General features: G+C 31.5%; 10 protein-coding genes and 1 other annotated feature. All 10 genes read left to right on the top strand.

Annotated elements, in window-relative coordinates; genetic code table 11:
• Positions 1-355: 355 nt before the first annotated feature.
• The 10 genes from BN1075_RS06290 (at position 356) to BN1075_RS20650 (ending at position 16,606) form a co-directional block, all read left to right on the top strand.
• Complete coding sequence (locus BN1075_RS06290; protein ID WP_040192210.1) at positions 356-3,019, top strand: cation-translocating P-type ATPase; 2,664 nt, start codon at positions 356-358, stop codon at positions 3,017-3,019.
• A gap of 418 nt (positions 3,020-3,437) precedes the next feature.
• Positions 3,438-4,136, top strand: coding sequence for a response regulator transcription factor (locus BN1075_RS06285; RefSeq protein WP_040192209.1), 699 nt, complete (start codon positions 3,438-3,440; stop codon positions 4,134-4,136).
• Positions 4,111-6,492 (top strand): HAMP domain-containing sensor histidine kinase, encoded by a 2,382-nt coding sequence (locus BN1075_RS20655; protein ID WP_052406428.1) that lies wholly within the window; start codon positions 4,111-4,113, stop codon positions 6,490-6,492. Before BN1075_RS06285 ends, BN1075_RS20655 begins: the two co-directional genes overlap by 26 nt.
• Positions 6,493-6,674: 182 nt before the next feature.
• On the top strand, positions 6,675-8,294 hold the full coding sequence (locus BN1075_RS06275; RefSeq protein ID WP_052406427.1) for an ABC transporter substrate-binding protein: 1,620 nt from the start codon (positions 6,675-6,677) through the stop codon (positions 8,292-8,294).
• Between the two features lie 475 nt (positions 8,295-8,769).
• Complete coding sequence (locus tag BN1075_RS06270; protein ID WP_042386992.1) at positions 8,770-10,119, top strand: sodium-dependent transporter; 1,350 nt, start codon at positions 8,770-8,772, stop codon at positions 10,117-10,119.
• An 81-nt stretch (positions 10,120-10,200) separates the two neighbouring features.
• Entirely contained in the window at positions 10,201-10,599 is a 399-nt protein-coding gene (locus BN1075_RS06265; RefSeq protein ID WP_040192208.1) for a hypothetical protein, read from the top strand.
• Between the two features lie 152 nt (positions 10,600-10,751).
• Positions 10,752-10,975, top strand: a binding site (T-box leader).
• 273 nt (positions 10,976-11,248) lie between these two features.
• The gene (gene aspS / locus BN1075_RS06260) at positions 11,249-12,538 is read left to right on the top strand and encodes an aspartate--tRNA(Asn) ligase (protein WP_040192207.1); all 1,290 of its coding nucleotides are present in this window, start codon (positions 11,249-11,251) and stop codon (positions 12,536-12,538) included.
• A 225-nt stretch (positions 12,539-12,763) separates the two neighbouring features.
• Positions 12,764-12,913, top strand: coding sequence for a clostri-philic family protein (locus BN1075_RS21890; RefSeq protein ID WP_197072279.1), 150 nt, complete (start codon positions 12,764-12,766; stop codon positions 12,911-12,913).
• A gap of 330 nt (positions 12,914-13,243) precedes the next feature.
• Entirely contained in the window at positions 13,244-15,034 is a 1,791-nt protein-coding gene (locus BN1075_RS06255) for a MutS family DNA mismatch repair protein (protein WP_040192206.1), read from the top strand.
• Between the two features lie 390 nt (positions 15,035-15,424).
• Complete coding sequence (locus BN1075_RS20650; RefSeq protein WP_052406426.1) at positions 15,425-16,606, top strand: murein hydrolase activator EnvC family protein; 1,182 nt, start codon at positions 15,425-15,427, stop codon at positions 16,604-16,606.
• Position 16,607 lies beyond the last annotated feature (1 nt).

Below are 16,607 nucleotides of genomic sequence, written 5' to 3'. Positions count from 1 at the left end.
TTGTTATTATTAGTAAATTGCATAAATGGAAAGTGGTGTGTTAACTTCATGTTAAATAGTGGGATAAAAATTAACAAACTTTGGTGGGAAATACTATTGCATTTTCGAGTTGATCTCCGTATAATAAGAAAATGACAGAAGTAAATTGCTCATTAGATTAAAAATAAATTCCTATTAAGAGGGAGTAGTAGAAAATATAACATCAACATTCGCGGCTTAAACTCCTGGTGTTATATACCAACTTGGTTACGAGACTTTTAATATAGCTTTCACTATTGGTGAAAGTTATATTAAGGGTCTCTTTTTTATTTAAAAATTGGCTCGAAAAATGTAGAAATTTATAGGAGGAAATCACATGGTAAAATTCTTTTCAAAGTCTTCAGAGGAAACTTTAAAACATTTTGGCACCACAAAGCAAGGCTTAACTGACGGAGAAGTAAAAGCACATTTGCAGAAGTATGGAACCAACACATTAACTGAAAAAGAAAAAGCAACAGTACTTCAAGTATTTCTTAGTCAATTTAAGGATTTACTAGTAGCGATTTTAATTGGAGCTGCAGGTATATCAGCATTAACAGGGAATTTAGAAAGTACAATAGTAATTGTAGCCGTTATTACTTTAAATGCAGTTTTAGGAACAGTTCAGCACTTTAAAGCTGAACAATCATTAGAAAGTCTAAAAGCACTTTCTTCACCATCAGCTAAGGTGTTTAGAAATGGGACAAAGACAGAGGTTAGCTCTAAGGAGGTTGTACCTGGAGATATATTAGTTTTAGAAGCTGGAGATTTAGTTCCTGCAGATGGAAGAATAATAGAGAATTATTCACTTCAAGTAAATGAAAGCTCTTTAACAGGAGAATCGGAAGGTGTAAATAAAATTAGCGATATCATCGAAAGAGAAGAACTTCCTTTAGGTGATCAAAAGAATATGGTATTCTCAGGTTCTTTAGTAACCTATGGACGAGCTATAGTAGTTGTGACTGGCACTGGTATGAATACTGAAATAGGGAAAATTGCATCCTTAATGGAGCAGACTCAAGAAAAGCAGACTCCTTTACAGCAAAATTTAGATGATTTTAGTAAAAAGTTAGCTATTGGTATTTTAGGAGTATGTGTTTTGATATTTGGCTTAAGCGTATATAGAGGTACTCCGATGCTTGATTCTCTAATGTTTGCAGTTGCACTTGCAGTTGCAGCAATACCAGAAGCACTAAGCTCAATAGTAACTATTGTACTTGCCCTTGGAACTCAAAAGATGGCTAAGGAAAATGCAATTATTAAAAAGCTTAAAGCTGTCGAGGGGTTAGGTTCAGTATCAATTATTTGTTCAGATAAAACTGGTACTCTTACTCAAAATAAAATGACAGTTAAGAAGATTTTTGTAGATAATAAATTAGTTGAAGACACAGAGCTAAATTTAAATAATACTGTAGAAAACTATTTATTAATGAGCTCAATATTATGTAATGATTCAACATCTAAGAAGGGAAAAGAGATAGGCGATCCAACAGAGGTTGCACTAGTTAATCTTGGACATAAGTATCAGGTAGAAGAGTTAGACTTAAGAAGTAAGTATGAAAGAGCTAAGGAACTTCCTTTCGATTCAGATAGAAAGCTTATGAGTACCCTTCACAATATTGATTGTAAAAATCTTATGTTCACCAAAGGAGCTTTAGATGTAATTTTAGATAGGGTTAAATTAATCCACACAGGTGAGGGAGTTAGAGAGATAACTCAAGACGATAAAGATAGCATTTTGCTAAACAATAGAATGTTATCTGAAAATGGTTTAAGAGTTCTAGCCTTTGCATATAAGGAAATAGATGAAATTAGAGAACTATCTCTTGAGGATGAAAATAACTATACATTTATGGGGCTGATTTCAATGATAGATCCACCAAGAGAAGAGTCAGCTGCTGCTGTTGCTGATTGTATAACAGCAGGGATAAAGCCTATCATGATTACAGGAGACCATAAGATAACAGCTTCAGCTATTGCTAAGCAGATAGGAATTCTTCAATCAGGAGATAGAGCTGTTGAAGGTTTAGAATTAGATAAAATGTCAGATGAAGAATTAAAGAAAAATCTTGAACACATATCTGTATATGCAAGAGTTTCTCCAGAGCATAAAATTAGGATAGTAAGAGCTTGGCAGGAAAAAGGACAAATAGTTGCCATGACTGGGGATGGTGTTAATGATGCCCCAGCTTTAAAACAAGCAGATATAGGAATTGCAATGGGGATAACAGGAACAGAGGTATCCAAGGACGCTGCATCTGTAATACTTACAGATGATAATTTTGCGACGATAGTTAAGTCTGTTGCGAATGGAAGAAATATATATGCAAACATTAAAAACTCAATAAAATTCCTTTTATCTGGTAATACATCAGGAATAATAGCAGTTTTATATACTTCATTAATGGCTCTGCCAATGCCATTTGAAGCGGTACATTTACTATTTATTAATCTATTGACAGATAGCTTACCGGCAATAGCAATCGGAATGGAAAAATCTCGTAGAGATTTATTGAAAGATAAGCCAAGAAACAGTAAGGCATCAATTCTTTCAAAAGAATTTATTTGGGGAGTAGCTTTAGAAGGATTAATAATAGGTATCTTCACAATTATAGCTTTCTATATGGGATTAAAAACAGGACATGGAGAAGCGTCAACAATGGCATTTGCAACTCTTTGCTTAGCTAGATTATTTCATGGATTTAACTGTAGAGGTAAGAAGTCTATATTCACTTTAGGTTTATTCTCAAACCAATATAGTTGGATGGCATTTGGTACAGGATTATTCTTCTTAAATAGTGTTTTATTCATACCATTCCTTCAGAATTTATTTGAAGTAACACCACTTGCTTTAAATCAAATTTTGGCTATATACGGGTTAGCTTTTGTACCAACAGTAATAATTCAAATCTACAAAGTGGTTGTGGAATTAATAGATAAAAATAAAGAAAAAAAGCAACAAAAAAATAGCATTGATACAGAATATACAAAGGCAGCTTAGTAATTAAGAATGCCTGAATTTCGAATTAAGAATTATTGAAGAAATCCAGATGAGCTGGATTTCTTTTTTATATAAATTAAGATAAGTTCTTAAGGGAGATTGCAATGAAAGGTAAAGAATCAGAATTAACCCATAGAAATCATGGGTCAGATCTTCTATCTTAAGAAAATTGTAAGATTTATATTAGCCAATATGAAATAATTCACATTTAAAATAAAATTATAACCTTGAACTAGAGGATTAGCGTTTAGAATTACAGATAGAATGAAAGAAATTCTGAAGAAATTTCAACCATCATTTTACATTCTCAATTTAAAATTCTAAATTAAAATTCATTATCATCATGTTATAATTAATAGTAATTGATAAAATGGTATAAAATTAATGTAAGATAGTAATTTGGGAAGGGGATAGAAAAATGAATTATAATATATTAGTTGTAGATGATGATAAAGAAATTGTGGATGCAATAGAGATATATCTTGCAAACGAGGGGCTTAAGGTTTATAGAGCAGGAGATGGTGTTGAAGCTCTAGAACTTTTGGTTGACCATGATATACATTTAATAATTATGGACATTATGATGCCTAGAATGGATGGTATAAGGGCAACATTAAAGATTAGAGAAGAGAAGAATATTCCAATTATCTTGCTTTCGGCTAAGTCAGAGGATACAGATAAAATTTTAGGGCTTAATATGGGGGCTGATGATTATATTACAAAACCTTTTAATCCATTAGAGCTTATTGCAAGAGTTAAGTCACAGCTTAGAAGGTATATTACTCTTGGCAATTTGAATCAAGAGGATTCAAGTGATAGTTTAAAAAGTGGTGGACTAGAGTTAGATGTAAGTACAAAGGAAGTTTTTATAGATGGAGAGATCGTAAAGCTTACTCCAATAGAGTTTAAAATATTAGAATTATTACTGAAGAATAAAGGAAGAGTGTTCTCCATGGAGGAAATCTATGAGAAGGTTTGGAATGAGCCTAGCTATAATGTGGATAATACTGTAGCGGTTCATATTAGAAGGATTCGTGAAAAAATAGAAATTAATCCTAAGGAGCCAAAATATTTAAAGGTGGTGTGGGGCATTGGATACAAAATCGAAAAATATTAGAGAAGAAAATGTTTTAACAGACAGTAAGATAAGAAAAAATAAATTTGATAATAAAGAATCTTATGAAGATATGGTAAGAGATTTTAGAAGAATGAAGCTTGCAAGAACGTTAGTTTTGATTTTCTTGACTATGGCAATAGCTCTTACTGTTATTAGTGGAAGGGATTTTATTCAGAACAAACATGTATTTAAAGATGCAAGCATGTATAATTGGTCCTTTTTAGGTGATGACATTGATGAATTCACTAGAAAGGTTTTAGCCTTTGGAGAATTATACAAAACAGAAGCTTATGTAAAAGATCCTAATAATATAACAGTAGAGGAACTTAATATTGCTAGAGATTGGGCAAATGAGCAGACCGATAGAGAGTATGAAGAAAGGGTTAAGGAGCTTTATCAAAGGGATACTTCAGATTGGGATGAGAACAGATGGAAGAAAGAACAGGATAACATTCGTCAGGAAATTATAAAAGAGTCAGGATATGATGATGAAGCCTTAAAGAAAATGATTGTCGAACAGAAGACAGTAGATTATACAAGAAATAAGAATTATTTGGATAGTCAGCAGAATTTAAAATATATTGTATATGATAGGGCAAATAACATATGGATGTCTAACTATGAAGGCAGTAAGGAGGGAATAGCTCTTTTACAAGGAAATAGCGGGTACTTTGCAGAGCACCATATAAGTGGGAATAGCAAGCAAAGTTATATATACATTGATGGAGAAAAGATGACTCCAAAGGATTTAGAGAAAGCTAATATTCATCGATACAATGGCAGCTATTATGATGATTTAACAATAAAATACACCTTAGAGGATGAGTATTATGGAAATCATAACAGCACTTTTCAACCACAAGGAGATTTAGATATTTATATTGCGATACCAAGGCAAATGGATTTAGCGGTAGGTGATAATATTTATAATGGCAGTGCAGATTTTGAAAAGGCCCAAAATATAACATCAATGCAACTATGGGGTTTTATAGGTGGAGTAATATTAATTATTATCCTATTAGGTGTTTTAAAGAAGATGAAATATAAAGGGACCTATCTTGATGATGTAACAAATAAACTTAATGAGTACCCTATAGAATTCAGTATTATTGGATTAATTGTATTATTTGTTATTAGAGCTATGATGTATCAGCACTATTGGATGAATAATTACAGGAATACTCTTAACTACAAAAATGTTATATTATGGGTTATGGCTTTGGCTGGTTTATATGTTGTAGCTAAGGTTGTTGTCTTAAAATACAATAAAGGCCAACTGCTTAAAGATAGTTACTTAGTCAAATTCTACGAGTATGTTCAAATATGTCTTGAAAAGAAGAGTTTTGGAAGAAAGCTATTTCTAATTCTAGCTATTTATGTTTGTGGTTTAGTAGTTGGAGGTTTCTTATTTATAGTTGCATTTGCAGAGGTTGGATTAATTATCGCAATATGTGGTGCTATTATAGCTACTATTCTGTTTATATTTACTGCAACAAGAGATTTAGCATATCTTAATAAAATTACAAAAGTAGCAAAGGACATTAGTGAAGGAAGAACTAGCCAGGATATTCCAGAGAAAAGAAAAGGTGCATTAAGGGATTTAGCACACAGCATAAATAATATGAAAGAAGGCTTGAGGACTTCTATTGCTAATGAAACTAAGAGTGAGAAAATGAAGACAGAGCTTATTACTAATGTTTCTCATGACTTAAAAACCCCACTTACATCAATTATAAATTATGTGGATTTGTTGAAAAGATGTGATGTGCAGCCAGAGGAAGCTAAAGCTTATGTTGAGGTTTTAGATAAGAAGTCTCAAAGATTAAAAATATTAATTGATGATTTATTTGAAGCTTCTAAGGCAGCAAGTGGTGCAATGCAACTTACTTTTACAAGGGTTGAAATTGTAGCTCTATTAAGACAGACGTTAGGAGAAGCAGAAGGAAGAATTGAAAAAGCTAATTTAGATTTTAAACTTTCAGTTCCTAAGGAGAAATTATATATCAGTGCAGATGGAAGAAAGATTTGGAGAGTATTTGAGAATCTAATTTCCAATATAATAAAATATTCGCTTGAAGGAACAAGAGTTTATATAAATGTAACTGAATACGATGGGAAGGTTTATATAACTATGAAGAATATATCTTCCTATGAATTAAATTTTGATCCAGAAGAAATAACTGAAAGATTTAAGCGTGGTGAAGAGTCAAGACATACAGAAGGTTCAGGTTTGGGGCTTGCAATTGCTAAGAATATTGTTCATCTTCATGGGGGAGAATTTAATATTGATATAGATGGAGATTTATTTAAATCTACTGTAATTTTCGATGTAGATAACGGAGAAGCTCAAAGTTAGTTGAAGTTTTAAAAGCTAGGAATTTATATTCCTAGCTTTTAGTTTTTATTTAAATCTTTCTTTAATAATAATTGCAATAATTGCTCAAAATAAAACAAATCGTGAAATTAAAGTTTATAAATTTGTGGGAGGTGAGCTTTAGAAGGATTTAAATTTTGATATAAATTCTTCTAAAAAGAAAGATGAAATTTAAAAAGCTGATTTCAGTACTTTTAATAGTTCTTACAATGGGGGGTGTATTAGCGGGGTGTAGCGACAATTCTATAGATAATGGAGAAGGAAGCTTTTCGGATGATGCTAAGTTTGGCAACAATGTTGGTGGAACAAGCGGTGGCGGGGACATTGTAGTGCCTTCAGAAAATAAGGTGGGAAGCCTAAATCCAGTGTTTACAGATCTTTCTAAAGCTAATTTAGTGACAAATATTTTATATGCGCCGCTATATCTTTATGAAGGTATGGACATTACATATTGTTTAGCAAATTTAGTAGAGTTTAAGGATAATAAGGAAATAACAATAAAGATGAAGGAAGGACTCACCTGGCATGACGGAAAACCTATAACTGCTGATGATGTCATTTATACCCTTAATCTGATTCTAGATGAAAGTCAAGGGTCCATGTTAAGACCTTATTTAATGGTAAATAAGGTGCCTATAACAGTAATGAAAGAAGATGACTTTACAATAAAGATTGAACTTCCGTTTGAAAAAGCTGGTTTTCTTCATAACCTTTCAAGGATATGCCCAATTCCAAAGCATGTTTATGAAGGTGAAAAGATTGTAGCAGCCTCAGAAAAAAATAATTACCCAATTGGTTCGGGTCCTTTTAAGTATAAGGAAAGTAAAGAGGGCGAATATATAACTTTGGTAAGATTTGATGAATATGTTGGCGGCAAACCAAAGGCTGATTCAATTACAATAAAAGTTATACCGAAAGAAAATCAACAGGAAGCACTCGAAAAAGAAGAAATATGTTTAATGGAAGCTACTAATGAACTTTATGAAAAGTCAGAGGAAAAGGATTCCAAATTTCAAAATTATTCTCATTGTGCAGGGAAATTAAATTTTTTAGCTTTCAATGAAAATACAAAGGTAATGAATAATGCTAATATTAGAAAAGCTATTTCCTTTGCATTAAATAGAAAAGGCATTATCGCTGCAGCTTATGATGGAGATGAAAAAGGTGCAAAGGAAGCAAAAACTATTCTTCTTCCAAGCACAGATTTTTATTATGATGGTGAATCAATAGAGGAATATGAGCAAGATTCTGAAAAGGCCAAGGAGTTCTTGAAAAAAGCGTCAATAGATATTGGTAAATTGACATTAGGCTACTGTAATGAAGAGGATGGTCATAAGGAATATGCGCAGGAGATTCAGCGTCAGTTAAAGGAAGCTGATATTCAAGTTGAAATAAGAGATTATGATAAAAAAGCCTTTCAAGAAGTGCTTGTAAACAAAAAGGAAGAGTGTAATCTTTATGTAACAGGGTATGAACTTGGTGGAAATCCAGAAGCCTATAGGGATTATTTTGAGAGCGATGCTTTTTTAAATCAATGGGGCTACAGTAATGATGAAATAGATATTTTATGGGAAAAGGCTGATGGCGAACAGAATAATGAAAAACGTAAAAAGATTTATACTGACATTCAGTTAAAGTTAGCAGAGGATGCAGCTGTATACCCTATTAATTATGAACGAAAGGTTATGGTTGCGCTAAATAAAGTTCGAGGTATAGACAGTGCAGATCCGAGAGGTGGGGGTTTGCTTTTTAGAGATTGGACTAAGTTATATCTTTCTAAATAGGTATAAAAACTACGATAGAAGCTAGGGACTCTACCGTAGTTTTTTATTATATATAAAAATAGGGGTTGTATTTTTATAAATATAATAATATAATAGGATTCATATTAAGAAAAGTAAAAATATTTTCAATTTAGGAGAAATAATAATGAATAAGTGTACAACCTTTAATTTTGTAAAATTAAATAGCTATTATTATAACTATTATAGATAAAGGTTTGTATTTATGAGATAAAAGAACACCATAGATACAAATCTTACGAGAAATGTATCTATGGTGGTTATATTTAATTTGATTAAATTTAGCCACGTAGAGTATACTATGTGGCTTTTGTTGATCCTAGGCAGACTATTTAGCCACATAGTAAAAAGCTATGTGGCTTTTTTTATATATTTGAAGCTCCTTGTTATATATTCCAAGGAGTAAATTCGCCTTAGCCAAATCAGAGATTTGGAGGCTCATTTAGGAGGAGTTAAAATGGAAATTGAAAAGAATTTGTCCAATACTAGTAATCTTAAAAAAAGGGATTTATTCTCAAATAAATTTGGTTTTATTATATCGTGTGTAGGAGCGGCTTTAGGTCTGGGAAACATATGGATGTTTTCTTATAAGCTTGGGAAATACGGTGGAGCAGCCTTTTTAATACCATATTTCTTGTTTGTATTTTTATTAGGAAGTACTGGTCTTGTAACGGAGTTTACCTTTGGAAGAATGTTTAAGTCAGGGTCCTTAGGTGGAATTAAAGCAGTTTTTAAAAGAAAAAATAAAAAGGGTGGCTCTATTATAGGTGCTATTCCGCCAATTGGCTTAGCGGGAGTATTTATGTTTTATTCTATTGTTATAGGGTGGATTTTAAAATATTTCTTTATGAGCTTAAATGGGCAGATTATGAATATTAATGCATCAACTTACTTTGACAGCTTTGCGGGAACAACTTCTACCATTCCATGGTTTTTAATAGCGGTGGTTTTAACTTTAGTTGTAGTTGCATTAGGTATTAATAAGGGGATTGAAAGACTAAATAAAATTATAATGCCTTTACTGCTTGTACTATTTATTATTTTAACAATTAAAAGTTTAAGCTTAGAGGGGTCAATGGCTGGCGTGGAGTACCTTTTAAAACCTAGATGGGAGCATTTGCTTAATGGTGAAACTTGGGTTATGGCATTAGGACAAGCATTTTTTACAGTATCATTAAATGGCTGTGGTATGGTGGTTTACGGCAGTTACATTAATGAAAAGTTTGATGTTCCATCATCAGCTTTAAGTACTGCGTTATTTGATACTATTGCAGCCTTAGTTGCTTCATTTATGATAATTCCTGCAGTATTTGCCTTAAATCTTGATATTACAGCAGGTCCGTCTTTATTATTTATTACAGTGCCAACAATATTTCAATCCATGGCTTTTGGAAGACTATTAAGTATATTATTCTTCTTAAGTATTATTTTTGCAGCAATTTCTTCTTCTGTTAATATGTTGGAGGGAATTGTGGAAGCAGTTATGTCTTCAACAAAAATAAACAGAGTAAGGACTTCTATATCTATTGGGTTAGCATGCTTTATATTAGCTCTGCCACTAACAGTAAATATGGGAAGCTTTGATAATTTTACAAATTTAGTTACAATAATTATTTCTCCAATAGCAGCTTTAATAGTAGCCATTATATTTTTCTATGTATTAAAGGAAGAGGAGATATTAAGTGAAGTAAATAAGGGGTGTAAGAGAAAGTTAGGAAGCTGGTTTGTATGTTTCGGAAAATTTGTTTTTGTGCCAGTTACAATCATAGTTATTATTTTGGGAACTATTTATGGCGGAATTGGTTAATGAATAGGTTATATAATTATTTTTTTTAGAAATACTAAATTTAAATAAACTTGAAAAATAATTATAAAAAGGGGCAGAGCTATGAAAATTAAAAAAGTCCTATCAATAACCTTATTAATTTTATTAACCTTTACAACCTTAGCCTTCGCAGAGGCAAGAAAATCTAAAAGTCCTATATTCATGGGAGAGGTTGAAGCTGTTGATATTGATGAAGTAAATAATATTATGAGAATTACAGCTAAGGGGTATATTAAAAACTGCACTATTTACAAGGAAGAGATTATTGCAATCGTTAGTCCAGAAACCTTAATAATCCCTCAGGAATGTCCAATGGATATGAATCAGCAATATGAAAAGGTTAATCCAGTAGAGTTTTCAATAAATAAGGGAGATTCAATATATCTTGTCCTCAGTGAGGTAATGACAAAATCTATTCCACCTCAAGTGGGAGCGAAGGCAATTCAAGTAACTATACCTTAATTAAAAGATTAAACATTTAAAATATATTGACAAATGTGATTGGATGGAATATTATATAGGAAACTCCTTCTCATATTTATTCGAAGGAGTGCTCTAATGAGTAAGTTCCACTGACAAAATTAAGATTTCGAGGCTTACTTATAGAAAATATACAAAATTCTTTGAAGGGAAAAGTAGATGTTATATAGTATCTAAAGCGAGTAGAGGATAGTGGAAGCTCTATGAGGACAATAGCATTGAAGGACATCCTGGAGATATTTATCTGAAATAGAAGTAGGATAAATCGGCTTCCTCCGTTAGAAGGGTTAAAGATGATTTAATTAATTATAATTAATCAAATTAGGATGGTACCGTGAACATAGCCTTCACTCCTAGCAGGAGTGAAGGCTTTATTTTATTAGCTTAATCTTGAACGTTCATTAAGTTGATAAATGGAGTAGTGTTAGGGCAACTGTTTTAAATTAGTTATTATAGCAAGTTAAATTAATAAGGGTGGTACCGCAGATTTTGCCCCTTGAACCAAAGTTTGGTTTGAGGGGCTCTTTTTATAAATTTAAAATGAAGGATTAAGGAAGGAACTCCAAGGAGTTATTATGAAGAGTAAGTTGTATTAATAAAAAACTATAAAGTATTAAAAGGAGTGATTTTAATGAAGAGAACATTAATTAATGAATTAAACAGCATGATAAATGAGAGAGTCTTAATACAAGGATGGGTGCATAAAATAAGGAAGTTGAAGTCTATTTCCTTTGTCATCTTAAGAGATAGAACGGGCCTTGTTCAATGTGTCATAGAGAATACTGCAATGGAAGAAAAGAATTTTAGGTTAGAGTCAGTGGTATCCTTTGAAGGGATTGTTAAGGAAGGTAAAAATTCTTTGAATTCTTTTGAAGTTCAAGTGGAGCAATTTGAAATTATTAATGGAACAAAAGAAGAACTTCCTATAGAGATTAATTCAGAGAAGCTTAATGTGAACTTAGATACCATGCTTAATAATAGAGTTCTTAGTTTAAGACATGAAAGGATAAACTCCATATTTAAGATTCAGAATTTAATTGTGGAAGGTTTTAGAGAATATTTAACTTCGCAAGGGTTTATAGAAATATTTACACCTAAGATTGTTTCAGAGGGCGCGGAAGGTGGAACTGAAATTTTTGAAGTTAAGTACTTTGAAAACAAGGCATATCTAGCTCAAAGTCCACAATTTTATAAGCAGATGATGGTTGGTGCTGGATTTGAAAGGGTATTTGAAATTGCTCATGTATATAGGGCAGAACAGCATAATACAAATAGACATCTAAATGAATATGTGAGTATGGACCTTGAAATGGGCTTCATTGAAGATGAAAATCAGGTTATGAATTTAGAGGAAGAGCTTTTGAAATATATTCTTAGTAAAATTTCATTAAAAGGAAAAAAATATTTAAGTATATTAGAGATGGAAATTCCGCAAATAAACTCAACAATACCAAGAATGAAGCTTAGTGAGGCAATTGAAATATTGAAAAATAAGTATGGTAAAACAGAGCTTAAAGGAGACTTAGATCCAGAGGGTGAAAAACTAATTTCACGTCATGTTAAAGAGCAGTATGGATGTGATTTTGTATTTTTAACTCATTATCCAAGAAGAAAGAGACCTATGTATACCATGCCTTGTGGCGAAAATGAAACTCATAGCTTTGACCTTTTATTTAAAGGGCTTGAAATAACTACAGGAGGACAGAGGATTCATAGATATGAGCAGTTAGTTGAAAATATGAGATATAAAGGCTTAGAACCAGAAAATTATAAAAGTTACACAGCAATATTTAAATATGGAATGCCTAAGCATGGCGGCCTTGCAATAGGGCTTGAAAGAATTACAGCTCAGCTGTTAGGATTAGAAAATGTCAGGGAAGCCACATTGATTCCTAGGGATAGAACAAGGCTAGTTCCTTAAGAACTTTATAAAATATATGATAAACTTTAAATGGGATTTGCAAAAATGTTATAGCAGATACTCTTATAAGGATGAGTTGTTTAAAAGAAAATAATATAGTATTTAAAATGGAGTAGATGAAAAGTATCTACTCCATTTTAATATCAGTATAAATAATTATAGAATTATATGGATTACATAAAGGTAAAAAATATGTAGAAACTATTGGTGAAGGGAGGCGTGAAAATGAAACAAGGTAATGGAAGAGCTAATATTGGAAATCCAATGCAAAAGGGAAAGAGAAGACAAAAACTTCATGAACAGCAAGATAATCATGGAAGTCCACAGAAACAACCAAGTGTGTTTCAAAATAATAAGGACAATAAATTTGAGTAATAAGTAATTAAATTTAAAAATAATGCATAATTAAAAAGGTATGAGGTAACATATATAGTGTTTCAATTAGTTGAGGGGTTCAACTATAAAATAATTTTAAATGTTGCTTCAAAAATGGAAATGGGTTAGGATTGTACATCCTGACTCATTTTTCATTATTATTAATATAATAAAAAAGTCTTTGAATAAAATACAATATATGGATACAATAAAGAGGAGATCAAAAAATATAAAGTTTTATTCTGTAATGATATTTTGGATAACTTATAAGAGGTATAGTATATTGAGTTATAAAATATTTTAAAGGGATTAATAGTTAGGGGGATTATAATGGTTGAGGAAAAGTTTAAAGTAAGAATTGAAAAGTATGAGAATGAAATTAATTTATATAAAAAAAGCAGTGATAGAATTGGATACCTGAGGTTGGTTACAGCAATTGGAGCTGGATACTATATATACAAATTATTCAAGGAACCTATTTTGGTCATTAATATAGTAATTAGTTCATTACTACTTTTGTTTTTTATAGGGTTGATAATATACCATGGGAAGATAAAAGAAAAAATCCAAGCAGCAGAAGTAATGATAGATATAAATAATAAGTACTTAAAAAGAATTTCTGGTGAATGGGTAACTTTTAAGGATATTGGAAGTGAATTTGTAGATAGGGCACATCCATATTCTTTTGACCTTGATATTGTTGGACAGGAATCGATTTTTCAGTTAATTAATATTACTTCTACTTGGAAGGGTAGAAATAGACTAGCGAAAGTATTATTGGACTCTAACTTTAGTGCAGAGGATATTAGTAAACGTCAAAAAGCTGTAGATGAATTAAAAGATAAATTAGAACTATGCCAGTTCATGGAATATGAAGGTAAAAGAAAAAGTGGTGCTTTGGAGAGTCCGGAGAAACTATTAGCCTTTATAAAAGATAAAAATAAGTTGTTTAAGAATAAAGTGTTGAAAAAATTTTTGTATTATATGCCAATGGTAACTATTTCGGTTTCAATGGTCATCGTAGTATTTAAGCTCAGTTATTTATATGATTTAATTACAATTTTTTTAGTCCTTCAATTGTTGGCATGGGCTGCAGGATTAATGAGAATTAGCAGAGCCTTTGCAGCAATTAGTTATTTTAAGGGAGCTTTAGAGGATTATGAAGGAATACTTAAATTATTAGAAAATCAAAAGTTTGAAACAGAGATGCTTAGAGATATTTATGGATCCTTGTTTAACAAGGATAAATCAGCAGCAAGTGCAATAAAGGAATTAACTAGAATTGCAGAAAAAATTGATATGCGTAACAATGGCTTCTTTTTTATGGTATTAAATGGGTTATTTTTATGGGATTATCAATGTATTTTTTCTATAGAAAGCTGGAAGGAGAAGTACAGCGATATTATTGAGTATTGGCTGGATACAATTGGAGAAGTTGAGGCTTTAATGAGCATAAGTGTTTTAAATCATATCAGTGATGAGGTTACATTTCCTATAATTGAAGAGGAACCAATGATTTTTGAAGCAGAGGATTTAGGTCATCCTTTGATATCAAAAAAAGCAAGAGTTAATAATTCAATTAAGATGAGCAGAAGCATACTTATAATTACAGGTTCAAATATGTCAGGTAAAACTACGTTCTTACGAACTATAGGAATAAATTTAGTTATAGCTTATTGTGGAGGCGCTGTATATAGTAAAAAAATGAGGTGCTCAAAAATGAATATGTATACCTCCATGAGAATAACTGATGATTTGAAAGCTGGAATTTCAACCTTTTATGGTGAGCTTATTCGAATTAAAGAAATCATTGAGGGAGCAAGTAGACAGGAGAATATGATTTTTCTAATAGATGAGATATTTAGGGGAACAAATTCAAGAGACAGAATTGAGGGAGCCCTTGCAGTGATTAAAAATCTAAATAGAGAAGGGGTTATGGGGGCAATAACTACTCATGATTTGGAATTATGTGTACTTGAGAAATCTGAAAGGATAAGAAACTTTCATTTTAAAGAATATTATAAAGATAATAAGATATATTTTGATTATAAATTAAAATCAGGGGTATCTAAAACTACTAATGCTAAATACTTAATGAAGATTGTAGGAATTGAATTATAATTAATATAGGGGCAAAAATAAATTTTTGTCCCTATATTAATGTGAAAAAATGAATTTAAGGTCGATATACAGTATTAGTATTTGGAAATTAAATTGAAATTTATTAAAAAAGAGAATGAAATTAGGGATGTTATGGTGGAAAATGTAGCATTGTAATTTCTTGACAATAAATAAACAGGTTGTTAGAATTAGTAGTATGAATAAATATTTTAATTGTATAGAAGATTTAAGTTTGGCTTAGTTATGACGAATATAGTAAACAGGGATAAAGAGGGGTTGAGTTTAAGATGTTTGTTGGTAATTAAAGCCTTTTAACATGTATAAGTAAGTTATGAAGACTAAATTTAATATTTAGATATAAACTTAGAATTCATAAGAGGGGGGAACATTATGAATAAAAGAGTTAAATTTTTGGCTGCAGCACTAGTTTGTTGTAACCTAGTAACAACAACAGCATTAGCTGATGATTTATCAGATGCTAAGGAAAAATCAGAAAGTATCCAATCACAAATTAAAAGTGATAAGGAAAAGGTTGAAGAGTTAAACAAAAACAGAGAAGTTTTACTATCAGATATGGATGCGTTAGATAAAGAATTAGATACGGTTTATGGACAAATAAATGAATTGAATTCTCAGATAAGTCAATCTAATAAAAAAATAGAAGAGCTTGAAACTAGAGAAGTTGAGCTTCAGAATGCACTTGAAAGTGATAAAGAGGTAATGGGGAAAAGATATCGTGCATTATATAAGAGTAATGGTGTTGGATATCTTGAATTATTAATAGAGTCTGATAGTTTTGGTGATTTCTTGCAGAGATTGGATACAGTAGTTGTAATGGCAAATCATAATAATGATGTTATTGCAGAGTATGGCAAGTTACAACAAGAGCTTACAGCTAATATAAAAGAGTCTAATGATGAAAAGGCTATTTTAGAAGAAAGTAAGAAAACTTTAGATGTCAATTTAGCAGATATAGAAAACAAAAAAGCTGCAAAGAAGGATCTTATGAGGCAGGCTGAGGAAGATTTAGATGAAGCAGAAAAACTTCTAGCAGCAAATGAAGCTGAATTTGATCAAGTATTAGCAAGTATAAAGTCTTTAGAAGAAGAAGCTAATAGACCTTCACGTGGAAATGGATCGACATCTACAGGCAGTGAAAGTACGGGAAGTACTACAGTTTCTAAAGATGGAATGTATTCTATAACTGGTACTAGATATAGCATAACGTCTCCATATGGTCCAAGATATAGTCCAATAAGTGGGAAGTCAGAGTTCCACAACGGAATTGATATTGGTGCTCCTTATGGTGCCCCAGTTTATTCCTTAAAGGATGGAGTAGTAACTTATTCTGGAGTAATGAGTGGTTATGGAAATGTAGTTGTGGTTAACCATGGTGATATAAGTACTTTATATGCTCATAATTCATCATTATCAGTTAGTGTTGGACAAGCTGTTTCAGGAGGTCAGCAGATTGCAAATGTTGGAGCTACAGGATGGGCAACTGGTCCGCATATTCATTTTGAAGTTATTATTGATGGATCAAGAGTTGATTCAGCACCATATTATTTTTAAA

It is taken from the genome of Clostridium culturomicium (assembly GCF_000821305.1).
Classification (GTDB): Bacteria; Bacillota; Clostridia; order Clostridiales; family Clostridiaceae; genus Clostridium_J; species Clostridium_J culturomicium.
Note: the sequence above shows the minus strand (reverse complement) of the source record. Positions and strands in the feature narration are given on the sequence as shown.